This window comes from Paenibacillus sacheonensis (genome assembly GCF_009909195.1).
Lineage (GTDB): Bacteria > Bacillota > Bacilli > Paenibacillales > Paenibacillaceae > Paenibacillus_Z > Paenibacillus_Z sacheonensis.
Genome location: NZ_JAAAMU010000004.1, coordinates 403,013 through 428,998, shown reverse-complemented (window position 1 = coordinate 428,998; position 25,986 = coordinate 403,013). Strand labels below are relative to the sequence as shown.

At 58.2% G+C, this 25,986-nt stretch carries 19 protein-coding genes; 4 read left to right on the top strand and 15 right to left on the bottom strand.

Annotated elements, in window-relative coordinates:
* Positions 1-346 precede the first annotated feature (346 nt).
* From GT003_RS10055 to GT003_RS10045, 3 genes are all read left to right on the top strand, one after another.
* Complete coding sequence (locus GT003_RS10055; protein ID WP_161697040.1) at positions 347-2,413, top strand: GxGYxYP domain-containing protein; 2,067 nt, start codon at positions 347-349, stop codon at positions 2,411-2,413.
* A gap of 731 nt (positions 2,414-3,144) precedes the next feature.
* Positions 3,145-3,282: a hypothetical protein gene (locus GT003_RS10050; protein WP_161697038.1), complete on the top strand. Its 138-nt coding sequence runs from the start codon at positions 3,145-3,147 to the stop codon at positions 3,280-3,282.
* A gap of 100 nt (positions 3,283-3,382) precedes the next feature.
* Entirely contained in the window at positions 3,383-4,159 is a 777-nt protein-coding gene (locus GT003_RS10045; RefSeq protein ID WP_161697036.1) for an ABC transporter ATP-binding protein, read from the top strand.
* 895 nt (positions 4,160-5,054) lie between these two features.
* Here GT003_RS10045 and GT003_RS10040 read toward each other — a convergent pair.
* The 4 genes from GT003_RS10040 to GT003_RS10025 all read right to left on the bottom strand — a co-directional run bounded on the left by GT003_RS10040 (position 5,055) and on the right by GT003_RS10025 (position 13,218).
* Entirely contained in the window at positions 5,055-5,687 is a 633-nt protein-coding gene (locus GT003_RS10040) for a WecB/TagA/CpsF family glycosyltransferase (protein WP_239565746.1), read from the bottom strand.
* 319 nt (positions 5,688-6,006) lie between these two features.
* Positions 6,007-9,165: a discoidin domain-containing protein gene (locus tag GT003_RS10035; RefSeq protein ID WP_161697034.1), complete on the bottom strand. Its 3,159-nt coding sequence runs from the start codon at positions 9,163-9,165 to the stop codon at positions 6,007-6,009.
* A gap of 545 nt (positions 9,166-9,710) precedes the next feature.
* Positions 9,711-10,571 (bottom strand): molybdate ABC transporter substrate-binding protein, encoded by an 861-nt coding sequence (gene modA, locus GT003_RS10030; protein ID WP_239565745.1) that lies wholly within the window; start codon positions 10,569-10,571, stop codon positions 9,711-9,713.
* A 583-nt stretch (positions 10,572-11,154) separates the two neighbouring features.
* Positions 11,155-13,218: an AAA family ATPase gene (locus GT003_RS10025; RefSeq protein WP_161697032.1), complete on the bottom strand. Its 2,064-nt coding sequence runs from the start codon at positions 13,216-13,218 to the stop codon at positions 11,155-11,157.
* A 281-nt stretch (positions 13,219-13,499) separates the two neighbouring features.
* Here GT003_RS10025 and GT003_RS10020 point away from each other — a divergent pair, with 281 nt between their 5' ends.
* Positions 13,500-14,009, top strand: coding sequence for a DinB family protein (locus tag GT003_RS10020; RefSeq protein ID WP_161697030.1), 510 nt, complete (start codon positions 13,500-13,502; stop codon positions 14,007-14,009).
* A gap of 59 nt (positions 14,010-14,068) precedes the next feature.
* On the opposite strand, the gene GT003_RS10015 is transcribed toward GT003_RS10020, so the two are convergent.
* The 11 genes from GT003_RS10015 to GT003_RS09965 form a co-directional block, all read right to left on the bottom strand.
* The gene (locus tag GT003_RS10015) at positions 14,069-14,824 is read right to left on the bottom strand and encodes a class I SAM-dependent methyltransferase (RefSeq protein WP_161697028.1); all 756 of its coding nucleotides are present in this window, start codon (positions 14,822-14,824) and stop codon (positions 14,069-14,071) included.
* 223 nt (positions 14,825-15,047) lie between these two features.
* Complete coding sequence (locus tag GT003_RS10010; RefSeq protein WP_161697026.1) at positions 15,048-15,593, bottom strand: QcrA and Rieske domain-containing protein; 546 nt, start codon at positions 15,591-15,593, stop codon at positions 15,048-15,050.
* Positions 15,594-15,633: 40 nt separating this feature from the next.
* Positions 15,634-16,896 (bottom strand): MFS transporter, encoded by a 1,263-nt coding sequence (locus GT003_RS10005; RefSeq protein ID WP_161697024.1) that lies wholly within the window; start codon positions 16,894-16,896, stop codon positions 15,634-15,636.
* Positions 16,897-17,085: 189 nt separating this feature from the next.
* Positions 17,086-18,186, bottom strand: coding sequence for a GerAB/ArcD/ProY family transporter (locus tag GT003_RS10000; RefSeq protein WP_161697022.1), 1,101 nt, complete (start codon positions 18,184-18,186; stop codon positions 17,086-17,088).
* Positions 18,183-19,346, bottom strand: a complete 1,164-nt coding sequence (locus tag GT003_RS09995; protein ID WP_161697020.1) for a Ger(x)C family spore germination protein — start codon at positions 19,344-19,346, stop codon at positions 18,183-18,185. Before GT003_RS09995 ends, GT003_RS10000 begins: the two co-directional genes overlap by 4 nt.
* Positions 19,343-20,740 (bottom strand): spore germination protein, encoded by a 1,398-nt coding sequence (locus GT003_RS09990; RefSeq protein ID WP_161697018.1) that lies wholly within the window; start codon positions 20,738-20,740, stop codon positions 19,343-19,345. Before GT003_RS09990 ends, GT003_RS09995 begins: the two co-directional genes overlap by 4 nt.
* A 330-nt stretch (positions 20,741-21,070) precedes the next feature.
* The gene (locus GT003_RS09985; RefSeq protein ID WP_161697016.1) at positions 21,071-21,610 is read right to left on the bottom strand and encodes a YhjD family protein; all 540 of its coding nucleotides are present in this window, start codon (positions 21,608-21,610) and stop codon (positions 21,071-21,073) included.
* Positions 21,607-22,863 carry a DNA polymerase IV gene (locus tag GT003_RS09980; protein ID WP_161697013.1) on the bottom strand — a complete coding sequence of 419 codons (1,257 nt, stop codon included), beginning with the start codon at positions 22,861-22,863 and terminating at the stop codon, positions 21,607-21,609. The genes GT003_RS09985 and GT003_RS09980 overlap by 4 nt, the downstream gene beginning before the upstream one ends.
* A 282-nt stretch (positions 22,864-23,145) precedes the next feature.
* Positions 23,146-23,574, bottom strand: coding sequence for a hotdog fold thioesterase (locus GT003_RS09975; RefSeq protein WP_239565744.1), 429 nt, complete (start codon positions 23,572-23,574; stop codon positions 23,146-23,148).
* A gap of 267 nt (positions 23,575-23,841) precedes the next feature.
* Positions 23,842-24,504 (bottom strand): HAD family hydrolase, encoded by a 663-nt coding sequence (locus GT003_RS09970; protein WP_161697011.1) that lies wholly within the window; start codon positions 24,502-24,504, stop codon positions 23,842-23,844.
* A 140-nt stretch (positions 24,505-24,644) separates the two neighbouring features.
* Positions 24,645-25,946 carry a DUF455 family protein gene (locus tag GT003_RS09965; protein ID WP_161697009.1) on the bottom strand — a complete coding sequence of 434 codons (1,302 nt, stop codon included), beginning with the start codon at positions 25,944-25,946 and terminating at the stop codon, positions 24,645-24,647.
* Positions 25,947-25,986 lie beyond the last annotated feature (40 nt).

Below are 25,986 nucleotides of genomic sequence, written 5' to 3'. Positions count from 1 at the left end.
GACCTAGTCACATCCGGGATTATGCAAAGATTCATAAGAAGTTTTGTCGAAAGTATTGAAAGATTATATATAATATATTAAACATTAATTGAACATGAAAGCGTTTCAACTGTTCAAGATCGTACATGAAGGAGGCGAATCCAGGAAGACGTAACCGTCGCCCTTGCACGTGTCCGGAATATGCTGGACCGCCGGCAGCGGCAGCGCTGGATTGAGAGCGCGTTCCATGGCAGCCGGCCTGCGCGAGCGACGGAGAACTTGCAGGACATGGGATTTTGAGGCATGACGGTTGACGAAGCAGATGCACGCTAATCATTCCAAATTCACGAGACGAGGTGTTCGATTCATGTTTCGAAAGCTAACGACCGCGGGCCTTGCGCTGGCATGTACACTGACCTTTACGATCGGCGCATCGGCGGAAGCGCCGGCGCAGCCTGCCGCGAGCAAGAACGACGGCGCCGTATCCTGGCCGTCCGGACAAGCCTTGCCGAGCTTCGCCAAAGTGAAATCGCTCGAAGTCGCCGATATCTACGACGCACCGGGCGACGTCAAGATCATGCTCGCTTCCCTTCAAGGCATCGTCAATCGCCAGGAGCCGCGCGTCTACTTGCTCGAAAGCAAAGAAGAGGGCAAATTCACGTGGCTGAACGACCTGGATGTACCTTATAAAGTTCGCGACAACTACTGGGACATCGTCCGTACTTTCAAAAAAGAAGTAAAAGGCTTGATTATCTATGATCCGAACGTTCCGGATTCCATTAACGTTGCCACTACGCTGGCAGGTCTGAAGGATGCCGTCGTCGCAAGTCCGGAGCTGGCGGAGAAGCTGGCCGCAGCGCCTTATGGCTTGAAGACGCTGGACGATCTGCGCGGCAAATTCAAAGATCGCCTCGATGCCTATACCTGGCAGTACGAGCATCTATGGAGCCAGACGACGCACCGCATGCTGGTCGGCCTGAGCCCGGATACGTCCATCCGCATTCCGGACGGCATGCCCGCTTCCTTCAAGACGATCGCCGCGGACGACACGCAGGAGCGCGACGGGAAGAACCGTAAAGTGTACGATCTCGATTTGACGCCTTTCTTGGGCAAAGACTCGGCATTCCTTCGTTTCGACGATGCCTTCACGCAGGACGGCTGGGGCTCGGCGGTCCATGAAGTGACCGTCAAGGCGGACGGCCAGACGATCGCTCATTTCATCCCGGGCACCGAGGAAGAGAAACCGTTCCTCTACGACGCGCAAAGCTCGCAGGTCTCCGATGGCAACGGCGGCCACCGTTTTGCCGATAACGGGCGTTACTTCGTCTACAAATTCACGCCGCCGGCCGGCACCAAACAACTGACCGCTTCCGTCGATATGTGGAACCAATACAAGGTATCCGCCGGGAACGAACAGCCGCTCTCCTCGGAGAAGAAAGAACCTTACGGCTACTTAAGAGATTATGCGGTGGCCAATAAAGCGATGGTGTTCTGGCTGGACGCGAACGTGCCGGAGCAGCGCGAGCTGTTCGAACGCATTCTGTCGGACGTCAAGCCGGGCACGCCGTATCTGGGCTGGTTCAGCAACGATGTAGCGGGCGAGTTCAACTCCGTCGAAATCACGTCGCGTCACAGCGTCTACGTGCTGGCGGCCGATTGGTTCAGCAACATGACCGTCTTCTCCGGCTCGTCGATGAAAGCGAAGCTTCCGGCTCCGGCGAAGACGCCGAAGCTCGAGAACAAAATCTACGTCACCTATACGTTCAGCGAGGGCGACAACTTCCAGTACAACGAGCATCGGATGCGCGTGCTGTGGGATGATCCGAACCGCGGCAAGGTTCCGCTCAACTGGACCTCGAGTCCGCTGCTGTACGACGGCGCGCCGGTCATGCTCGATCATTACCTGAGCACGGCGACCGCGAACGACCAACTGATCGCGGGTCCTTCCGGCTCCGGTTATTTCTACTCGAACGCATGGCCTGAAAGCACGTTTACGTCCTTCCTGAAGCAAACGTATCCGTATATGAAGAAAACCGGCATGACGATTCCGTACGTGCTGAACCGCGTCGACGGCCAGAACGTTCCACTCAGCGAAGCGAAAGTGAATGCCTACACGAACGAGTACCATGTTCCGGGGCTGTTCCTGAGCTGGGAAGATCACTACGGCGTCTCGATCGAGGGCGGCAAATTGCCGGTGTCGACGATTCAAGGCATCAGCACCGCGCAGGACGGCAAGCGCATCCTCGACGAGGCCAAAGCGAAATGGGACGGCAAATCGCCGCTCTTCGTATCGCTCGGCCTGCTCGCTTGGAGCATGACGCCTTCCGACGTTGCCGGTCTGAATGCATCGCTCGGCAGCGAGTATCAGGCGGTTCGCGCCGACCAGTACTTCGCGCTGGTGCGCGAGGCTAACGGTTTGCCGAAAGTCAAGTAATTCTGCTAGCCGTATACGTTGATCGTACGGCAACGCGCAGGAAAGAACACAGCTCCCGGAGACGCTCCGGGAGCTGTTGTTGTCGATGCTGCGCTGCTGGCGCTTGGCAGCTTGCCGTCTTGCCGCCGTCTTAAAGCGGCAGCCTGGGCCGGAAAGTTGCTGCTTGGCAGCTCATTGTGCTCTGAGCCGGCCAAATTCGGCAGGTTCCGGCAATTGGTGAAGTGCAGGTGGATGAGGTTCAGCTGGTTGCGTGGCATTTGCTGGTTTTCCGGCCATGTGGTGCATGGGGGCGAGTATACAGAAAAGCTGCCTTTCAGGCAGCTTTTATTGTAGAGAAACCTGCGCTTCTTTAAACGGCAGGTTTCTCTTCGTTTCAAGCCCAATTAGGGGCGATGTATACGACGGTGGCAGGCACGTGAGCAAGCGGCGGACGCTGCCGATCGTTCCACGTGAGTTTGGCCTTTTTCCAAACTTCTAACGGTTGCACGCGTCGCTAATCCCCCAAAAACACGGCTAAATAAATCCTAACGGTTCTGACAAGCGTTATTTGGCGTACAGAGGCCGATTTCACGAAAAAATCGCGCAATAAGCTTCCTGGCAACCATTAGCGATATAAAGTGCGCATTTTGAGCCGATTAGCCGTCCTCACAACCGTTAGCTGCAGAGCTGTAGGGTGCTTAGGCGTAGGATCCTTCTTCGGTCTCGCGTTCGGCATGGCGGGACTCGGCTCGGTGCTGCTAGGCTCGCACATGGACAAAGCCGGCGGCGATTTCGTCATCAGTCTCTGCTCCTTCCTGCCGTTGCTGGGCTTCTTCGCCCTCCTGCTGCCGCTCGAATCCAAGCTGATGCGAGGCTCGGACGCGGGGTGAACGATTGAGTAAACGCGCCTGCGGGCGTACAATAGACGGTATTGGTTGACTTCCGCATGCGGGCAAGCTCGCTTCACGAAAGGAGATTCACGGAAATTCTATGATGATCGACATTCAACGCGTGACCTGGCGGCGCGAGCAGTTAACGCTGCTGAAGGACGTCAGCTGGCAGGTCGCTCCCGGCGAACACTGGGCGCTGCTTGGGCTGAACGGTTCCGGCAAAACTACGCTCCTCAATCTGGTGAACGGCTACTTCTGGCCGTCGGAGGGCTCCGTCAGCGTGCTCGGGCATCGGTTCGGCGAGGTCGACCTGCGGGCGCTGCGCAAGGAAATCGGCTGGGTCAGCACGTCCTTGCAGGAGAAGCTGTACGCCTCGGACCGGACGCAGCACATCGTCATCAGCGGCAAGCACGCGACGATCGGGCTGTATGATCTCGTCTCCGGGGAGGATCTCGACCTCGCCCGCTCCTTAATGGAAACGCTGGGCTGCGCCCATCTGTGGGACCGCGAGTTCCGGACCTGCTCGCAGGGCGAGAAGCAGAAGCTGCTTATTGCGCGCGCGCTTATGGCGAAGCCGCGCATTCTCATTCTGGACGAGCCATGCAACGGCCTCGATCTCTTCTCCCGCGAACGGCTGCTCGCCAGCATTCGCGACTTGGCGGAAAAGCCCGCTGCGCCGACGCTGATCTACGTCACCCATCATACGGAAGAGATATTGCCGGTCTTCACGCATGCGCTTCTCATCCGGGGCGGCGAAATCGTCCGCAGCGGACGAACGGAAGACGTGCTGACGACGGATGGGCTAAGCGACTTCTTCGAATCGCCGGTAACGGTGGAGAAGCATGGCGAACGGGTCTATGTACGGGTAGCCGAGTAGCGGATTCCGGCTGAAACGCGCAGGTGAAGGCAATTACTCCGACATCCAACAACGTTCTGAGCAAGCACCACAAAAAAGGCGGAAGCGAAGCAGATATTCTGCTCTCGCTTCCGCCTTTGAGTTTTAGAGATAATACGGCGTGCAGGAGCGCTCGACACGCGGGAAACCGTCAAACAAACAACATGCCGAATATCCCTTCTTTCGCCGCTCTGCCTAACGGTAACGTCTCTTGACCGTATTTACGATCCGGCAGCATAGCTAGCCGCGGAAGGAGCCGGGCCGCATCAGCAAGCTGCGACAAGTGCCGACCCCTGCGCATCTATTCAAACTGGTCTCGGTTACTAACGACTGCCGAGCATGCTGCTTAGATGGCGAGCATGGTGCGTTGGCAGCAGAGCATGCTGCTTAGATGCCGAGCATCCTGCATAAGACGGCGAGCATGTTACGTTGACTACTGAGCATGCTGCGCTGACTGCCGAGCATGCTGATGGCGAGCCGCACTTGCGACATGAACGTGACCCGGGACCTAACGGTTGTCAGCATCGCTAATTCACGAATATAACCGCTTTTGAAATTCTAACGTTTCTCACAGACGTTATCAGGCGTCAAGGAGCTGATAAGCATGGAAAAAAACTCGCAATAAGCCCTCTGACAACCGTTAGCGATATTAACGGGCCATTTTGAGCAGATTAGCGATCCTCGCAACCGTTAGCTTTTTTTGGGGTTAGAGTTTGTCATTGGAAGCACTATGGAGCAACTATTTCGGTTTTGCATCGGCAATCACCAACCCGTCTGAGTTCGTGTTTTCCTTGACTTTCTCTGCACGCAACCGAATGGGCAGCGAAAGCCGATACGCCGCTCTCGCTGCCCCGATTTCCGGCATGCCCGGCAGCGGCTACGAACGTCGCGCGCGGGGCTTGTCCTTATACCGCAGCGCCTGAAGAGCGAACCTGGGCAAAATCAGCTGGCGGCGCCAGCGCGACGGTTGGTTGATCAGCCGATAGAGCCACTCCGCGTGAAGCCGCTGCCAGATCCGCGGCGCGCGCCGAACGGTTCCGGCCACGATATCCAGGCTGCCGCCCACGCCGACAGCGACCGCAGCCCGCAGCCGGTCCCGGTAGGCGTGAATCCAGCGTTCGGCTTTCGGTGCGCCGAGCGCGACGACGAGGACATCGGGCCTCTTCGCCGCAATGTCCGCTACGATCCGCTCGTCCTCCGACGGGTCGAAGAAGCCATGCTGCCTGCCGACCACCTTCGCCCGCGGATAGCGCGCTTCAATAACGTCCGCCGCGCGTTTGCTTGTCGCTTCGCTTGCGCCGAGCAAATAGAATGACCAACGCTCGCGGCTGCCGGCTTCCAGCAGCTCGAAGAGCAGATCGCAGCCGGTCACCCGTTCGGGCAGCGGGTCCCTCCGCAGGCGGGATACCATCACGATCCCGATGCCGTCCGCCGTAAGCAGGTCCGCCCCGTCGACGATGCCGCGCAGCTGACGGTCGTGCCGGCAGGCCATCGCGATCTCCGGGTTCAAGCCCCTGCTTCCTATCCGCAATAGCGCCTTCAACTCTTGCCACCGTTTCCGCCATCGTCAGCTTCGGAACCGGAATGCCCATGATGCTGGAATGTTCATTCATCGCCAAATGCCACCTCTGCCTCTATGTATTCGTTGCCCCAATCGTAACATAGCGTTTACCCATCGGGATATAGGATTTGGGAATCCGTTCGTGCAGAGGCGCCCATACGCGCGCATGTCATTCAAAGCGCGTTAAGCACATGCGTTCTATACGACCGGCAAAGAAGCCGCCCAACAAGGGCGGCTTCCGACTTCGTTCCTATTGCATTCGTTCACGTTAATTAATCTGCACGTCATCCACGAAGTCCGTCGTGTCGCCCAGCACCGTGCCTACGAATTTGATGGTATGGCTGCCTGCCGTCGCCACGAAGCTGTTCGTCGTGAATGCGGCAAAGCCTGTCGACGTCGGCGAGAAGGTTCCGATCAGCGCCGCGTCGTAATACACGTTGAAGATTTGGGTGCCGCCCGTCGGGCGCTTGGCGGCTTTGAACGTGACCGCATACGTGCCGGCCGCGAAATTCACCGTTTGGCTGAATTCTCCGGCGTTCTGGATAAGCGCGGTTTGCGCGCCCTCCGGAGCCGACGCGGCTCCGAAGGCGCTGCCGTTGTGCTGAATGCCGGAAGTCCCGGCGAACGTCCAGCCGTTCGTGAACGGACCGTACTGGAAGCCGGAGATGCCCGGCGACTCGAAACCGGCGTTCGCGAGCGGGATGCTCGCGCCCAGTCCGCCATACGCTTCGATCTCCGAGAATTGCATGCGGTACGGCGTTCCCGCTTCCGCCGCGATCTGTCGGAGACTCGTGCCTTCAATCCTCACGTAACGCGCGGTCTGCGCCGCAAACGAGAAGCTTTGCACGGTGCCGCCCGGCTGCGCGTACCCGGCCTGCGTGACGACCGTCGTCCAAGGACCGCCGGCATTCGCCGCCACTTGAATCGTGAAATCAACCGGAAAACCGGCCCCGACGTTGCCGTTGTCGTTGCGCGGATACAGATCGACTTTAGTGACCGATCTCGTCGCCTGCAAATTCAACGTAACCGATTCGGTATGGTTCGCGCTCAAGTTCGCGCTGCTCGACCAGCCGTTCGAACCGGGAACGCCGCTGCGGATATGATCGTTCGCTTTGGCTAAGCCCCAGCTGGAATCCTCGACGGAGCTGCTGGCAGACAGCGTCGCGCCCTTCGCCAAATTCGGCGCCGCATAGATTTCAACCTCCGCGAACTGCATCCGGTATTGGCCGGAACCCAGCCTCAGGTTCGTGCCCTCGACCTTGACATACCTGGCCGTTACCGGCGCGAACGGGATCCACTGGGCCGTTGATGCCTGCGGCTGTCCCGTCTTCGCGGCCACCGTGGTCCAAGGACCGCCGGCATTCGCCGCCACTTGAATCGTAAAGTCGACCGGGTAGAACGCGCCCCCTCCTCCCCTTGGGAACAGGACGACCTCGCCGACCGTTTTCGCCGCGCCGAGGTCGAAAGTAATCGACTCGGTATGGTTGGCGCCCAGGTTGTTTTTACTGCTCCAGCCGGATGAAATCACTCCGTTGACCGTACCGGAGCCTCGATTGTCGTCGTGAACCTTCGACACGCCCCATCCGTCGTCGGCCGTGCTCTCGTAAGAGCTCGTGGCCGATACGGCAGCTTCCGCGGCGAGGTTGGCATACGGCGAGAATCCGGCCGGCAGCGCGAACAATCTTCCTTCGCCTTGATTCAGCGTGATGCTGAGCGCTCCGGTTGCCGCGTTATAGCCGGGCACGCCGACTTCCAGGCCCGTGGACTTGGATATTTCCGTGAGCGAAGCCGGTTTCGGACTGAATTGGAAGGTCAGCGTTCTCGCGCTCGCATAATCGCGGTTCGTCAGCATCACGTACTTGCGCCCCGCCGCGTTCGTGAAATAACCTTCGATGATCGGCTGCGACAAGTCGCTCGGCTTCACGAAGAAATCGTCGGGGACGGCGATCGTCTTGGACGGAATCGAGGAACCCGAGTGATATACGCGTACGGAGACGAGGTCTTTCAAGGTTCCGCCCAGGTTCCGCATTTCCGTATTCAGCGTCTGAATCTGCGCATAACCCGCTTGCAGCCCGCCCGAAGCGCTGACCGGCGCGTTCTGGAACGTTTCTCCTCCCGCCGCATCCGGCGTCCAATAGGTGAACCAGTTCAGCTTTTTAAAGCCGTAGGTTAAGTACGAATACACGTTCATGCGTTTCTCGTTCAAACTGGTATTGCGGTAAGCCCCCGGAATTTCGACGCTTTGCAGGAATGCGCCGTAAATCACGTCGTTCGCAAGTCCCCTGCCGCGCACCGACTCCATCCGGTCGAAATACCCGGCATCGTCTCCGGTGGTCCGAAACGGATAATTATCGTAAAGCAAGGTGTCGGCACCGCTGTACTGCAGCCAATCGTCGAGGTAATTTTCGAAAGGCGTACCTCCGTTCGTTCGCTCCGTGAACAACTGGAAGTTGAAATCGTAGGCTTTGGCCGCCCCGTTCTCGTACGCTTGACCGCCGGCATAAGTGTCCGTGTTGGACCGAATCGCCCAACCGACGGAGTTGTCGCCGCCGCCGTTATGGACGAGCTCGAGATAATACGTGCCTCCCGGCGTTACCGTTTTCCCAAGCATGAAATACTTGTAATACTCCCATGCATTGCCGCTGCCGTTGCCTGCAATGCTTCCTTGCCCGATCAGGCTCGTCTTCGCAGGGCTATTCCAAAGCTTTAACGTCAGCGTCTCGTTTGAAGCCCATTGCAGCGAATCGATGTAGAAAACGACGCCGTCCAAATAGCTTACGTTCGCGGGGATCGTGATCGTTTGTCCGATCGGCGCGCTCGGCGTAATATAATTCCCAAAGCCCTGTGCGGTCGAATTGGCATAGAAAAGCTTGCCCGGGTAGGGATTCATGCCGGCTATGCCCGGCAATAAATTCACGTAAACGTCCAAATCCGGATCGAGCGCTTTGATCGCCTTATAGGCGTTCGCATAGCCGAGCAATTCGTGCGTCATCGGTTCGTCCTTCAAATTAATTCCCTTGACGCGCGAATCGCCGGCATACGGCGTTACCGCTGCCTGCAAGGCCGCAATCTCCGCCGCCGAATTGACCGGATGCCCATAAATGCTTGAATCCGTGACGAGCAGCTTCACGTTATTCGCCGAGCTGTTGGCAATGCCCGTCTCGTTGGCCGCTTTATCCAGATTCGTGCCGGCGGGTACCCGAATCGCGGTCGCCATATCGATCTTCGCGGCGGCCATATTCGCCCAGTTCGCGTTCGTATTATAGTCCGCGCCGATATACTTGGGCGGCTGCCAGTAACTCCCGACCTCGAAAGTCCCCGTGCCATCGGCATTCGCGCGGTTCGAAGCTGCGATGACGAGCGCCAAAGCCAGCGCGGCGGCAAGCAGCCATTTGATCCCTTGCATAAGATGAACAGAACGATCCAAATGTCCCTCTCCCTTCCATTGTAAGCACAGCAGGCTTATTTATCAGTAGACGGTCTCTCACTCCTCTCGGCTTGTGCCTCGTCTTGAATTCATCTATGTATGTCTCTGGTTGACTATGGTAAGCGGTTCCAAAGGTTCGGAAAATAACGGCGGCAAACGCGGGATGAGGCTTCGTGCGAAGCAAACGTCATGGAGGAAGCACGCGCATACGGAGCGAGCATCGCGACGCTTCATGAAAACACGGCTCTCCTGTGGAGCATACGTATGTTTATGTCGGAAACAAGAGCGAAATGAGCGGCATCCTGGCCGCTCAACAGATTTTTAATTGCGATTCTCCGACCGTACGCATCGGTTATGAGAGAAACCGGAGCGTGCGCCGGGACAGCGGAGAAGTCAGCATGATGGAACAGCGGGACAGCATGACGGAACGGCGGAGCCTGAACTACTGCTGCTGCCGCGTGCTTAATGGTCGCCTCATCGCGAAACGAACGCAAGGAGGCCCGCCACGCGATCGGGGCGAGCCTCTTTCTCTAGGATGCAGCTGTTTAGGTCGCAGCGGCGAAGCCGAAAGCTTCGAACACCTTCATAGCTTCTGTCGACCGCAAATATGCGTAGAATTCCTCTGCTTGCTTCATCTGCTTGGTTCCCTTCACGACGCCTGCCGGATATAGGATCGGCGCATGCGCGGCTGCATCGACGGCGAAGGCGATGCTGACCTTCTTCGAGGTCAGCGCGTCCGTCTTATAGACGAACCCCGCGTCCGCATTGCCGGTTTCCACGTATTGGAGCACTTGACGGACATCCTTGCCCTGAACCGTCTTGGCCTGCAAGGCGTCCCACAGCTTGGCTGCGCTTAGTGCTTCCTTGGCGTAAACGCCAGCCGGCACGCTCTCCGGAATGCCGACTGCCATCCGCTTCACGCTTGCCGCGGCCAGGTCGGCCAACGCGTCGATCCGCGTCTTCGCCCCTGCCGGAACGACGACGACGAGCTCGTTCGAGAGCAGCTCTCCTTCATGTTCGGTATCGATCAAGCCTTTATCGATCAGCGGCTCCATGTTCTTCGGGGATGCCGACAAGAACAGATCGGCAGGCGCGCCCTGCTCGATTTGCTTCTGCAGCGTTCCCGACGCGCCGAAGTTGAACCGAATCGCGACGTTGCGATGAACCGCCTCGTAATTTTTCTTGATTTCGCCAAGCGCATCCGTCATGCTGGCCGCGGCCGAGACGATCAGCTCAACCTGCCCCTCCGGCTGATCCGCATCATTCGATGCTCCCTGCCCCGCGGATGCCGGTCCATGATCGACCGCCGATCCCCTATTCCCGTCACTGTTCCCGCAGCCTGCCAGAACGACAGCCAGCGCCATGCATCCCATCCAAGCCCTGCTTATGTACTTGATTCCCGACATCCTTATCCTCCTGTACTGCATCAACGCTGCCAATATCCAATCTGGACTGCCATTCTCGTTACGATTATACACACTCTTCCGATTCCCACGCAAAAATGCCTTATTTAGCTTATTCACTCCGCGAGTACGGTTTCGCTAGTTCGTTTCGTTTGGCTTCGATTCGCTTCACTCGGCCGGATTCGCACGGTTGACCCGTCCATACCGTTCGAAAAGTTGATTTTCAATCATCTTTAACCGCGGAATTCGGACAACCAGCCCGAAAAGTTGATCAAGAGGCAGCTTTTCTAGCTGAAATCATGCCGAACGGCCACGAAAGTTGCGGAGTCAGCTTTCGTCATTCAATCCTACCGCACTGCGCACGAAGTTGATCGAAAATAAGCTGGCTTTGCGACATCAGGCCTCGCCGAACAGCTCGGAAAAACTGCTCGGAAGTCAGCTTTCGCCATTCATGCACGACAAGACCCGGTAAAGGCAGCTCATCGCCCGCACATCTTGGACGCTTCCCATACGGCAAAGAACCCGCTGTTTCAGCGGGTTCTTACACGAGCGGCGCGTATAGGCTTGCACCCTTGCCAGCCTCCAATCATTCCTTTCCACGACCGCGGTCGGAACCATCGTCGCCAGATACCGCGCCATCGTTCGCGTCGTCCTCTTGGTCTTCTTCCGCCTCCGCTTCCACGGATTCGGCTTCATGCTCCTCCTCCGCCTTCACCTTGGCCTTCGGCTTCGCATCCGCCTTCTCCTCCGTCGTCGGTCCCGCCGCTGCCTCCCCATTGCCAACTGGTTCCGCTTCCGGCTTCGCACCGGCTTTCGCTTCGGACTCCGTCTCGCCCGGTTCGGTCCCCGGCTCGGCGACCACTTTCGCTTCGGATTTCTCTCCCGCATCTGACTGCGCTTCAGCTGCCGACTCGCCAACCGCTTTCCCATCGGTCCCCGGCTCCGCATTCATCCCCGCTTCGGCCTCCGCCCGCTCCGTCTCCTTGTCCGCCCGCGTCATGACCTTCGGCGGGTCCGGCCGCGTGCGCCCATAGATGGACAGATAGATCCCTTCGATCTGCTCGCCGGTCAGATCGCCTTGCTTCAGCAGCTCATCGGCGATGACGTGGACGAATTCAGCATGGTCCCTCACCAGCTTCTTCACCTGCTGCATTTGGTCCTTCAATAGTTCATTGATCTTCGGCCGCAGCGACTTCAGCGCCTCCTGATGCGAGCCCGCCGCGAGGAAGCTGAACAGCTCGTCGCCCATGCCGACCGCGCCGAGATACGCGCCTGCCATGTTGGTCGCCTGCTGCAGATCGGAGGTCACGCCGTTCAGCTTCTTCCCGAGAAACTCCTCCTCGACCGCCCGGGCGGCCAAGCAGACCTGAATGGCGGCCAACATCTCGCTGTCGCTTCGGTTATACCGTTCATGCGTCGGCTTCGTCGCCGCGAGGCCAAGCGCGCTGCCGCGGCGGATGATCGTCACCTTCCAGACCCGCTCATGCGGCTTGAGCAAATATTGCGCGACCGCATGGCCCGCTTCGTGGTAAGCGACGTTGCGTTTCTCGTCCTCGCTCATCGAACGCAACGGCTGCTTGAGTCCCCATTCATACGTTTCCATCGCGACGCGGAAGTCCAAGTAACTCGCCTTCGGGGCGCCCCGCTGATGCGCGATGACGACCGATTCGTTCACGATGTGCTTGATCTGAGCCGGGCTGTAGCCGATCGTGTCGAGCGCGGCCTTCTCCGGCGTCAGCGTCTCATCCGCTTTTACTTTCTTCAAATAGTACTGGAAAATGTCGACGCGTCCATCATAATCGGGCGAATCGACCCACAGCTGCCGATCGAACCGACCCGGCCGCAGCAGAGCCGAGTCCAGCACCTCGGGCAAGTTCGTCGCCGCCACGGTCAGCACGGCCGGACGCTCCGCCTTCTTGCGCCGCAAACCCATCGAACGGAGCATTTTCGCGATTTTGCCGTTATCGAGATTGGGCGGGTCCATCTGCAGCAGCAGCTCGTTGAGAAGCCCCGAGCCTCCGCCCATGCCCATCATGCCCATCATCCCGCCACCGCCGCCGCCGTTTCGCTTCATGCCGATCGCATCGATCTCGTCGATGAAAATAATGCAGGCGCCGTACACGTTCGCCAAGTTGCGCGCTTTCTTGTACAGCCGCATGACCTTCATGTTGCCGACGCCGAAGAACATGTTCTGAAAGCTTGGCGCCGAAGCATAGGCGAATGGCACCTGCGCCTCGTTGGCGATGACCTGCGCGAGATAAGACTTTCCGGTACCCGGCGGACCGCACAACAGAAATCCCCGGATCGCTTCGCCGCCCATTTCCTTGAAATCCTTCACGCCTCGCAGCAGCGTCACGATCCGCTTCGCGTTGTCCACGATCTCGGGATTGCCCCGGTAATCGTCCCACGTGGCGCCCGTCTCCCCGGGCAGCACCCAATACGTTCTTCCCCTGGCCAAAAACCAGAAAAGGGCGACGAACTGGACGATCATGAACATCATGGCGAACAGGAGCTGCAGCAGCAGACTGAGTATGCTCACCGCTACCGACAAGACCGTCGGCCCGCCGGTAGCCACGTACCAGATCACTAGGCCGATCACGAGCAGCCAGAGGATACGTTTGCGCCACTGCTTCCATCGATATCCCCTCATAGCCACACTTCCTTCACGTTTGAAAGTCATACCCAAATTTATTAGTCTATGGATTGAAATATTCACGCTTGGAAGAAAGATTCCGGCCATGCCGGCAGCGCAAAAAGGAAGGAGCATCAGCCCCTTCCTCTTTATCTCACATCGTATGTGATGCATCTCTGCCCCAGCGGTAACCTTTATTTAAGGTGCCGATCCTAATACTGACAGTAAGTTGTCAGCATTGTTGATGTATACTAGAGTCAGCTTCAAACAAATTATTCCAGTATCGGAGGCAGCCAAGCATGAAAACAACCCATCACGCCCTTGAAATGATCCGCTTTCACAAATGGGCAAACCTGACGATGATTCAACATGTGAAGGAACTCCCCGCCGAGATGTATCGCCGGGAAGTTATCAGCTCATTTCCGACGCTGGCCGAAGGATTAGCGCACATCTACAAGGTTGACCGCACTTGGTTCATGATCATGCAGGGCACCGGCATGGCCGACGCCATGAACGAAACCGGGTCGCTGCAGACCGACATGCGGGATCTGAGCCTGGCGGATCTGGAATCCGCATTCGAAGCGCTCAGTGACGATATTTATGATTTCCTGGTCCGTCAAGACGATTTGGACGCCATCCTCACGCTCGACAATCCGTATGCGGGCATCCGAGACGTCAAGCTCTCGGAGCTGGCTCTCCAGATCGTCAACCACGGCACCTACCACCGCGGGAACCTATCCGCCATGCTGCGTCAAATGGGGCATGCGTCGGTGATGACGGAACTCGCGCTTTATTGGTACGTCAAATGACGCGATGACTGGCCGTTACTATGGACTAGTAGATAAGCCGCTATGCGAATCGGGCGAGGTCAAACCTCGCCCCAATACACTTCCGTCTCGTAATCGAACGCGATCGTTCCGTCTTCGCTCGTCTCGTCGAACAGCTGCCGAAGCGCCGCAATCATGGGCTCATGATCGGGATGACCCGGCATCGGGGCGTAGGAAGAAGACAGCAGCCGCCCCTTCAGGCCTTCGTAATCGAACGCCTGCGTCATCGGGAAGCGCTCTTCCCGCATGGTTCCTGCCTTGAAGAAGGATGCCAGATCCGCCGGCGAAATGTTCTTATGCGTCATCTGTTCGTAATCCGTCGCGTAGTTCTTCAGCATTCGGTCGTAGCCTTCCCTGAACGGCGTGCCCTCGGTCAAACGCGAATTCCAGATCAGCGCCGCCTTCCCGTCCGGCTTCAGAATCCGATTGAACTCCTTCTGCGCCGCTGCCCGGTCGAACCAGTGAAACGACTGCGCGCAGACGATATAGTCGACGGACTGCTCCGTAAGCGTCGTAGCCTCGGCTGAGCCCGCGACGGCAAGAAAATTCGTCTCCTCCGTCAGCACCTCGACCGCGGCCGACCGCATCTCGTTATTGGGCTCCACCGCGATGACGCGGCTTCCGCGTTCCAGCAGCAGCCGGGAGAAGATGCCCGTTCCCGCGCCGATATCCGCCACCGTCGATCCCGCATCCAAGCCGACGATATCGTATAAATAATCGATGGCCGCCTTGGGGTAGCTCGGCCGATATTTCACGTACGTATCCACCCGGTCGGAAAATCGTTCTTTGCTGTTCATGTCGCACGCTCCTTCTCGTTATGTCAGGTGCCCTGCTAATTACAGCTTTTAGCTGCTCATGCTCTTGTTACTCTTGTTACTCTTGTTGCTCTTGTTACTCTTGTTACTCTTGTTACTCTTGTTACTCTTGTTACTCTTGCTTGCTCTTGCTCTTGCTCTTGTTGCTCTTGCTTGCTCCTGGCGCTTCCTGCAATGCGCTTCCCCGGGGCGCGCGACCGCGCTGCTAGGCTTTCTCCGTCTCCCTGATCGGCTTCATGATGTCGAAATAAACGCTGCCGTCCGAGATGATCGGCTCGAATCGATCCAAGCCCCGCGTGACGGCGTACACGGCGCCGCCCTGCTTGTCAAAGCCCGCGCCGTGGCAGGGGCACCAGAAGAACATGTCGGCGTTGCCGCCTTGCTGGGCTTCCTTCGCGGGCACGACCGAGCACCCTAAGTGGGAGCATGCGGGCGACATGATCAGCAGCTTGCCGGCTTCGTCGATGGTGACATAGACGAAGTCCTTCACCGGCTTCGTGTACCAGGCGTCCACGTACTCCGCTTCATAGTTTATCCGCTCGACGCCTTGAAGCAGCTTCAGGTCCGCGACCCTGCCAAGCTTCACCACACTCTTCGGCCGCGCCTCGCTGCCGACCTTCCGATGAGTCACGGCTCCGTAATAGAACAGTCCCGTGGAGCCGGCCAAGAGGCCGGCGGCACCGATCGCCACTTTGGCGGTCGTGCTTAAGAACGCTCTGCGGGTGATTTGCTGGGGAATCTTGCGATTCATTTCGATCACTCCTTTACGAACGAACAATCGCGCAGCTGCGTCAAGATTGGCTTTGCAGCCTGCGATCCAGCTTGCCTTGCACGAACCAAGCATAGACGGCATAGCCGGCGATCACGGCGGCAGCGGTCAGTACGAAAGGCAGCGAATAATGGTTTCCCGCCAAAATATAGCCCGCCCAATAAGAAGCCACCGTGTTGCCGATGCTGCGGGACACGGTTCTCATGCCCGCGAACAGATTACGGTCTTCTTCATTAACGGCCGACATGCATTCGCTGTCCGTCAGGTTGTTCAGCATCGTAAAGCCCGTCCCGCGCAGGAGCAGCAAGACGGCGAACGCCGCGACCGGCATCGCGACTGCCATGAGCGCCACGACAAGCGCATTGTAGAGGAACAAGACGACGAACGTCCGGCGGCTGCCCCACCGCTCGACGATGTACGGCATCGCGATGGAACCGATGAAGAAGAAAAAGCCGGACAGCGCCAGCAGGCCGGATATGCTGCCATCCGCCATGCCGAACCGGAATTTCAAAATGACGTTCAGAAACGGACTGAGCAGCCCGAACGTGAATCCGGAGCTGAAAATCAGCAGCGACAGCAGCAGCAGGAAGCCGATTGCCGGCCGCTTCTTGGACTTCTCCGGCGGAGAGCCCGCTTCGGCGGGGGCGTTCGTTCCGTCGTCTTCCGCCGCGGCGAGTTCCTCCCTCATATGCACGGACGGAAGCAGCACGCCGCGCAATAGGCCGGAGAGCGCGAGACAACCGCCGGCCACGAAGAACGCGTACTGATACATCGTCGTGTGACCCGGCATCCAGTCCGGCAAATAGCCGGCCAACCATGTCCCGACGCCGGTAAAAAACGTAAATACGGCGAACAGCAGCGAGTACGCGCTCGTCTCTTCTTTCTTGCTGCGGCAATACTGGAAAATAAGCTGGATCTCCGAATTGACGACCGCCGCGATGCCAAGCGACCAGATCAGCTGCGCGGCGGTCAACGATGCCGCGGTCGTGCCGATTCCGAACAAAATCAGGGATGCGAACGCAAGCAGCATCCCCGTTACCAGCATCGGCTTACGTCCGACGCGCTTGACGATCAGGCCTGCAGGCAGGCTCGTCAGACCGACCGTCAGCGCGCCGAGCGACGTCAGCTGGCCGATGAAGGCCTTGGAGTAGCCCAGATCGAGCAGATGCAAATTCAAAATCAAACTGAAGATGCCCGCTCCGATGCCGAACAAGCTTTCGGTTGCTATGAACCTCTTCACGCCAGGGGATAAATCACGAACCAAATGAATGATATACGTCCACATGCTGCGCCTTTCTTCTTGCTGTTGTAAGACTAATCTTACATGGCGCTTCCCTCATGTTCAATAAATATCGCGAACGAACGGCCTGCAGCTGCCGATTTAGGACGCGAACATGGATGTTTTACGGCCGATTCGGTTTTCGGTTTTCGGTTTTCGGTTTTCGGTTTTCTCGCCATGCTCTTGCGCAGGCGGTTACGTGGCTTTCTTCACGTGCGGGTCGTTGGTCTTGATAAGGCTGACTATCAGAAAAATAATCGGCAAGCCTACGATGAAGATCGGGAAAATGTAGGGGATCCAGACCAATTTCGCATAATCGAGCATCCCGATCTTATTCGCCGGCACTAAGGATAACGCGAAGATGATGGCCGCGACGATTCCGATCATGATCCGCCCGTTTTTGATGCCGAGCAATTGAGCGGTTCCGTGGCTGTTGATGAATAAATAACTGGCCAGCTTCACGAATACGCTGAAAATCCAAATGAACATCACCCAAACATCCATATTCTGAATGAATTCCAAGTAATTAATAAACCGAACCATGCTGAAATACGGAAAAACCAAGGTTGATCCGATGTTGGTTCCGAACGTCATGATCACCATCACCGACGTAACGACGGCGACCGCCGACGGAATGCAAATCGCGAGCAAAGCCGGCTTCAGCAATTGCTTGGAATCGGCGATAAAAGGCGTCAACATCATAATCATCATGGACTCCCCCAGGAAAGAGGCATTCACGAACGACCCCTTCAAGATGGAGAATGCGCCGGAGTCCGCGTATACGGGCAGAATCAGAGACGGGTGCAAGTTGGATAGATTCAAGCCGAACGTAATGACGATGCCGATCAGAAGCAAAGGCCCGGCCAGCTCGCTGAAACGGGCGATCGCCTCGACGCTCCCCGCGTAGTTAATGTACGCCATAGCCGCAATCATAAGGAAGGCGATCACCCAAAGCGGCGTATCATGAAACAGGTACTGCTTAATGAACAAGGAGAATATGCGCAATATATCCGCCGAAACCGAGAACCACATCAGGATGTACGACGCGCCGATCAGCCTTCCGATCCATTTGCCGAATAGCGATTGCGCGAACTCCACCAGCGTCTGCGAAGCATGCCGTCGGCACACGAGGATGAATATCAGCGTCACGAACAGACCGATGACGCCGGAGATCGCAAGGGAGATCCAGGCGTCTTGCTTGGCAATCGCGATCGTGGGCGATACGGTCAGCCAAACGCTCATCGATATTTCCAGCGTCAAGAACATCCAGAACAACTGCCAACGCGATATTTTCATCCTCGTTCTCCTATTCCCGGGACACGCTTGCCGATCCCCCCCGTATTTTGGATTTTCAATTTGACGGTCACCGATATCTCGACCTTCGGGAATAGTTCATCCCACCTGTTCCGAAGCTTCTTCCACTGATAAGGATGTTCTCTGTGAAATTCCTCTCCGATTCCGAACGCGTCCTGTCCGTACTGCTGCTGCAGCTTCTTGATCGTTGCCGCTACCTGCTTGGCTTTGATGGCATTCAGCTTGCGTTCCAACGGAATACGCTCGGAGGAGACGGAAATATCGATATCCGTGTTGTTTTCGAGCACTCTGCCTGTGCCTTCCAGCTTGACGTAAGCTTTCAAGCGGTTGCCCTTTATTTCGGTGCGAACGGATTTCTTCAAACTGGATTCATATAAGGATACGGTGCCTTCCCCGGTCTCCTCCGTAAGGAATTCGTTCTTCAATACGCCCTTCACCCAGAACAATTCCAAGGATTCGCGGCCGCTCACTTCTCCGACCATCTGCAAATGCTTATTAAAAATCGCGACGGATTTGACTTCGATGATTTCATTCTTCTCTTGTTTATTCTTCGGCGCAATCTCGACCATCGGCATGGAAGGCCGAATGCCGTCCCGCCCTACGTCGAGCAGGACATCTCGCAAGGCCGTGTCCCCCAAGCGGCAAAACCGGTCCTGATCCACGGCCACGATCGCCGAAAACGGATTGAACGGACTGTTGATATTCAAGAGATCCCTTCCCTCTCCGTTATTCACGACAAAGATGTCCGTGCGCATCCGCGTATCGGTATTTCGCGTGAATTGATCCATGATCTTGACGATGCCTTGACGCGCCAGCTTCTCGCCGATGAAGATCGATCTGCGGTGTCCGAGAAAAATCTTGCGCGGCAGCTTGTCCTGAACCTGCTGCTCCAAATCCACGATGGAGGAACCGGATGCCGAGATGACGATATTCCCCCGTTGTCCGCCCCCCGCTCCTTCGCCCGAGCTCTTGAAGCCGGCGGGAACGGCGATCTGCGCGGTTTTCTCAATCTTGCCGTTCTCCGACACATCCAGGGCCGTGCCGATCCAGAACGCGTAATCGTTGATTTCATTTCTGTCCCAGCATCCGGCGATAAACAATGTGACGAGCAGCAGCACCATTAACGCGCCGATGCGCTTCATTGTTTTTTGGGCGCCGGCACGAATCGTTTGTTCATGCGCATGAACGCATCCTTCCAGAAATTTTTCCCGATGGGCGCTACCGGCTTCAAATACGGCATGCCGAACGACTTCAGCGTCACCAGATGGATGATGATGAACATGACCCCGATGGCGACCCCGTACAGACCCAGGAATCCGCCTGCGAGCAGCAGCGGAAACCGCAGCATCCGAAACGGCAGCGCCAGGCTGTAACTCGGAAAAGCGAACGACGCGATTCCGGTGCCGGCAACGATCATGACGATCGGCGCCGAGATAAAGCCGGCTTGGACGGCAGCTTCCCCGATCACCAGCGCGCCGACGATACTCACCGCCGAGCCGATCGCTTTGGGAAGGCGGAGCCCCGCTTCCCGCAGCCCTTCGAACATCAACTCCATCAGCAGCGTTTCAATCACGGTAGGAAACGGTATCCCTTCCCTGGAGGCCGATATGCTCAGCATCAACGCCAGCGGGATCATCTGCGGGTGGAACGTCGTAAGCGCGACGTATACGGAAGGAAGCAGGCACGATAGGATCGCGAGCACCAACCGCAGCAGTCTGACCGCCGAGACGTAGATGAAGCGTTCATAATGGTCCTCCGCCGCCTGCAGTCCGGCCCAAAACGTCATGGGCAGCAGCAAGACATTGGGAGAGCCGTCCACGATAATGGCTACCCTGCCGGCCAATAAGCTCGCGGATACCGTATCCGGGCGTTCCGTATTTTGAATTTGCGGAAACAGGGATAGGCTTTTGTCCTCTATGAATTCTTCCAGATAGCCGGAATCGAGCAGTTGATTCGTGCTTATCGCTTGCAGTCTTCTCCCGACCTCTTGAAGCAGCTCCGGCTTGACCTGCTCTTCGATATACGCGACGACGAACTCGGTATTGGTCAGCTCGCCCGCCTGATGCTTCTCGAACTTCAAGCTCGGATGGCTTATTCTTCGGCGAATCAAGCTTAAATTGGTCTTGAGGTCCTCCGTGAATCCTTCGCGCGGCCCGCGGATCGCGGCCTCGTTCGAAGGTTCGTTGATCGCGCGCTGCTTGAAGGCGGTCAGATCGGCCAGATAGGCAAACGGCCGGCCATCCAGAAAGATCGCCGTACCGCCCTTCAGCACTTTGGCTACGACTTCCGCTATGCGGGTAACGCTCTCGTACTGCGCCAATCGATTCAAATCCCGGCTAATCATGCATGCCGAAATAATCTGCTCCAATTTATTCGAATCCGTCAGCTCTTCGATGTAGACGAGGAGAATCTCCGAGTCGTCCGTCAGCCGTAACGGTCGAAATACGATATCCGCGCAATTACGAAAAACGTGAAGCAGGGCATCGTGATTCATCCGGATACATTCGTTCACGTCCAGCTGCCTGTTGGACTCCATCTCGACTCTCACCTTCCCGAACAGATCGGCAATTTTCGTTGCGTGGCTGCCATTGATGATCGCAAAATCAAATAGAATGACCGCCCGAACACCGGTCATTCTTGGATTTTGGCCGTGGGCCAAGCCTGAAACCAAACCTGCGAATCCGCATCAAACAGGGGAGCGGCCGCGCATGCATGCGATACTCCTATTCTTGCCCTAATCATGGTTGGTAAACCTTGCCGGAGCGGCAGGCTGCCGCCCGCAAACGACCGTCCCGCCCCTCGATCCCCACGCGCCACGTACTCGCGGCGGCCATGAGCGGCGAGCGGCACGGACGCGGGCGGGCGCTTAGCGGGATTGCGTCGGTCTCCTCGAGCCTTCCTTCAGGAGCGTCCCCAGCTCCGACGTGTAGCGGGCCAGCTTCACGCTGATCTCGGAGCGCATCACGTCGCGCGTCATGCCGAAGCGGTCCTCGTAGCCGCGGCAATAGTAGCGGTGATACACGACGAGGTCCGCCTGCTCCTCGTTCAGAATGCGGATGTTCCGCTGCTTCAGCTCCCGCCGCAGGCCGTAGAGGTCCTGCGCGACGCGGTCCAGGATCATCTGACCCGCCATCAGGAACGCGCGCTTCAAAATCGTCGTCGTATGCTCCACGTCGGCGATGCTCTTCTCTACCATCTTCACGATATGCGGCAGCAGGATGTAGTCGCGGAGCATCGTGCGTTCCTCCAGCGTGATGAGGTTCCGTTCCTTGGCCGGGCGCGGCTGCGCGTCCGCCGCCGCGCCCGGCGCGGTTTCCCCCGCCGAATGCTGCTGGTCATACCGTTCCACGTGCTCGGTCAACAGCATTTTGGATTTCCATCGTTCGTTGCCGTCCAGCTTGTTCATTTATAGTGTCCTCCAATTTGCTCCGCCCTTTCCCGGGCTACGCCGGCTTCCAGCAGCGACGAGGCGCGCATGATGGCCGTGCTTCCGTACCGCTCTTTGATCGCGTCGATCGCCCGCTCCTTGCGATAGGCGCGGGAGCGGTCCTCGAACAGCGTGAGCTGAATAACATTGTCGTCGGTCAGCTGCGACAGGGCGATGCTGAGGCGGCTGATGGGCAGCCCGTTCCAATGCTCCTTGAACAGCTTCAGCGCGGCGGCCGCCACCTCGTGCGTCAAGGATGTCGGCTCCAGCAAGGTCATCTGCCGGCTGAACCAGCAGGAACGGACGCCGTCCGTCTCCGCCGCGGCCACCGACACGACCGCGCCCAAGAACCCGCTGCGCCGCGTCCGCTGGCATACCTCCACGACCAGCTCCAGCAGCACGACCTCGATATCCTTCAGCTCGCGGTACAGATTCCAGCGCAGGGCCTTGCCGTGGCTGACGGACTTGAGCTGGCGCCGGATGCCGGGCTCCACGGGACTCGGATCGATCCCGCGGGCGGTCTGCCAGTAATACCCCGCCTGGATGTCGCTCTGCTTGCCCATCTCGCGCCGCATGCGCCGCTTGAACTCGCCGAACTCCATGCGGGCGATATCGCCGATGCTCGATAGGCCCATGCGGGTGAAGTGCCGGGTCATCGCCGAGGCGACCATGAACATCTGATGCACGGGGAGCGTCCACAGCGTGGATTCCAGCTTGTCGTAGGAGAGCTCGTAGACGCCCTCCTCGCTCTTCTTCGCGTAATTGTCGGTCGCCATCTTGGCCAGAATCTTCGTCGGGCCGATGCCGACCCGCGACCAGACGCCCGTCGACAGCAGGACGGCTTGCTGAATGGCTGCGGCCAGCTCCTGCGGGGAATTGTTGAAATAAGCCAAGGATCCCGTCACGTCGAGAAACTGCTCGTCGATGCTGTACGGCTCCACGCGTTCCGTGTAGGATTCGAATATTTCGGTAATTAATAAAGAGACTTGAATGTACGTTCCCATTCGCGGCCGGATCACGACGAGGTCCGGGCACCGGGCCATCGCCTCCCCGACGCGCGACGCCGTCGTCACGCCCTTGGCCTTGGCGATGGGGCATGCCGCGAGCACGATGCCGTTCATTCTTAAAGGGTCTCCGACGGCAACCGGCTTGTCGCGGTACTCCGGATGAGCCGCCTTCTCCACGGATGCGTAGAAGGACTGTCCGTCGATCAGGAAAATATGTCTCGACATCGATGAATCCCCCTCGAATATGCGAATACATGTTCGTATGTCCTTATTATATACCGAATGCACGTTCGCAATGCAAGGGAAAAATATGACTGTTTGTCCATCGTCCGCATCCGCATGCCAAACCGCCTGAAGGCAAAACAGAGAGGCCCGCGAGGGCCTCTCTGTTTTGCCTGATTGAACATCGCAGCGCTTGCTGCCGCGATGCTTTATTCCTTGAAATCAAGCTCGAAATAACCGGGATCGACTGCACGCGGGAAATAATCGGTCGCGACCCAATCCGGTTTATCGGGCCTTCGGAATAATGCCGACCGTGCAGCGGGAGACGCAGACCAGCTTGCCTTCCTCGTCGCTGATCTTGATGTCCCAGACCATCGTCGTCCGTCCCTTGTGCAGCGGCGTGCCGACGGCGGTCACGACGCCGTCGCGCTTGGGGCGGATATGATTGGCGTTGATCTCCATGCCAACGGCCATCTGCTTGTCCTTGTCGATCAAATCGTACGTGCCTACGCTTGCGACGGTCTCGGCGAGGGCAACCGACGCTCCGCCGTGAAGAACGCCGAAGTATTGACGGGAAGCCGGACCGATCGGCATGGTGGCGACGACGCGCTCCGGCGTGCATTCGATGATGCGCATGCCGAGCGCGCCGAACATCGTCTGTTCGTAGGCGACGTCCTCGCCGAGCATGAATGGGTTGTCGAGACTTTGTTTCATTGTGCGTGATTCTCCTTCGTGTTGCCGCGTTAGCTCTACTTTACCGCTGCGCGGCCGGCGAAGCAATGCCGAAAGGTCGGGCCATGCCGGGGGGCCCCCGTCGACAACGCCCTCAAGGGCCAAAGGAAACCCAGCCTATCGTCCGGCATCATCCGCATCCCTCCGTACCGGGTTCCGGACGCAAACGACAAAAAGAACCGCAAGCGGTCGGCTTCGATCGCTTGCGGTTCTTCGTCATTCCCGGCGGGACTTGACCAATTCCGTCCGCTACAGCAGCGCCAGCAGCTCGTCCAGCCGGTCGATCGTATGCAGCGGCACCGCCGCGAGGCCGTCCGGCCAAGGCCGGCCGGAGCGCAGCCAGATCGTCGCCATGCCGAAGCGGGCGGCGCCGTCCACGTCGTTCGCCGGATGATCGCCGATGAACAAGCATTCCTCCGGGCGCAGCCCCAGCCGGTCGGCCGCCAGCGCGAAGATCCGCGGGTCGGGCTTCTTGACGCCCGCCTCCTCGGAAATAAGGATCAGCTCGAAGGCATCCCGGATGCCCAGACGATCGATTTTGCCATATTGGGTCTTCATCCTGCCGTTCGTGATCAGGCCGGTCCGGTACTTCGCCCGCGCATGCGCGAGCACCTCCCGTGCACGCTCCATCAATACCGCATGCTGCAGAAAATGGTCCCAGTAATAAGCCGCCAGCTCCTCGAGAGACGGCTTTCGCTCCCATGGCAGCTCGTCCAGCAGCTCCGCGAACAGCGTTTCCCTCGGGTTATAGCCGTCCCTGTCCAGCTCCATGATGCGGGCATGAAGCCCCTGCTTGTCCCCGACATGCCCGAAGTGCGCATCAAGGAAGGCATGAGCGAACCCGCCGAACATGCGCGTGCGATCGAGAATCGTATTGTCCAAATCGAATAGCACCGCTTTAATCTCTTTCATCTTGATCCTCCCCTTCCGACATCCAGTATTCGCCGGCCGCATCGGCCGCTCCTGCTGCGGTCAGCCGCATGACAAAGAAGCTGCTCCCGACAACGCCCGCAGGCGTCGCCGGAAACAGCCTCTGCGCTGATTCCCTTCCGTTACGAAATAATGATGGATGGCGCCAAATTGAGCATGGATTCGCTGGCTTGGCAGCCGGCAAACCGTTCTCCGGGCTCCGCTTCCCATTTCTCGCCCTTCTCGCGCTGCAGGTCGTTCATGATTTGGCGCACGTTCCACTCGGCATCCGCGACGATCTCTTTGAACGGCCGCGCCTCGTTCTGCTTCGCGATCAAGGCCTTCATCCATTTCGCCCCGAATTTCACATGATTCTTCTCGTCGACGACGTCGAAATCATGCTCCAGCGCGGTCAGGACGTCGCCCTGCGCGATCGCCATCTCGGTCCACTGCTTCTTGGGCGCGAACGAGCAAGCCTCTCCGACCTGGGTCAGCGCCGCGATCCGATCCAGCAGCGGCTGCGCGGTGTAGGCTTGATAATGACCGACCGGAATCGGCACCAGATAGGGATTGATGCCCATCGCCTCCAGCCGCGAGAAGCCCATCAGGGAGTGGCGCGATTCGTCCCAGGTTTGGCGGACGAAATCGGATACGTAATCGAAGCCGAGGTGGCGGCCGTCGTATACGATCGTCGCGCACAGGTCGATAATCGGCAGCTCGGTAAAATGCGTGTACGAATGGTGGGCCGGATGCTCCTCCTTATCCAAGCCGGCGCCCAGAATGGCGTCGTACATCCGGTTGGCGCTCCGCCATTGGAACGCCGGCTCCAGCTGCATTTCCGCCGGAACCGCATAGTCCGGATACGTCTGCGGCGCCTCTGCCCCGGCAGACTGCTCCGGAAGAACTTCATGGCACAGTCCGCCAAGACTGCGGATATGGACGCGCAGCGCGTCCTCGAACGCTTCCGCCGCGCGCTCCTGCGCAACCGTCGCGCGCCCGGCTTCCAGATACGTTTTCCCCCAGGCGACCTGCCGCTCGAGCGCGGGCAGATGATCCTCGATCGCCTCCACGGAAGGCGCATCGTTCAAGCGCAGCGTCGTCTCGGCATATTCGCGGTAGGCCCGGATCTGCTCCCGCTTGACGACGCGGTAGAAACCGCCGATGAAGCAGACCGTATCCGGCGCGGTCAGCAGATGCCGGACGAGATTCGTCCGGCTGGCGTCGATTTGCTTGTCCGGATGAGGAATTCCGAAATCCTGTATGCGCTCGCGCAGGGCGCGGCAGCGCTTCCAATCCTCGTATAGATGACGGACGAGCTGGCATTTCACCGCGTATTCGGGCAGCTGCGGGACGATCCCAATCGCGTGGCGGACCAGATCGTACTCGAGCGAGAACAGCGACTTCAATTTCCGCAAAGCGGCCTCCGAGCTGAAATATCTCGGCATCGTATCTCTCCTTTGGCGGCGTTTCTGCCGGGTTTTACCA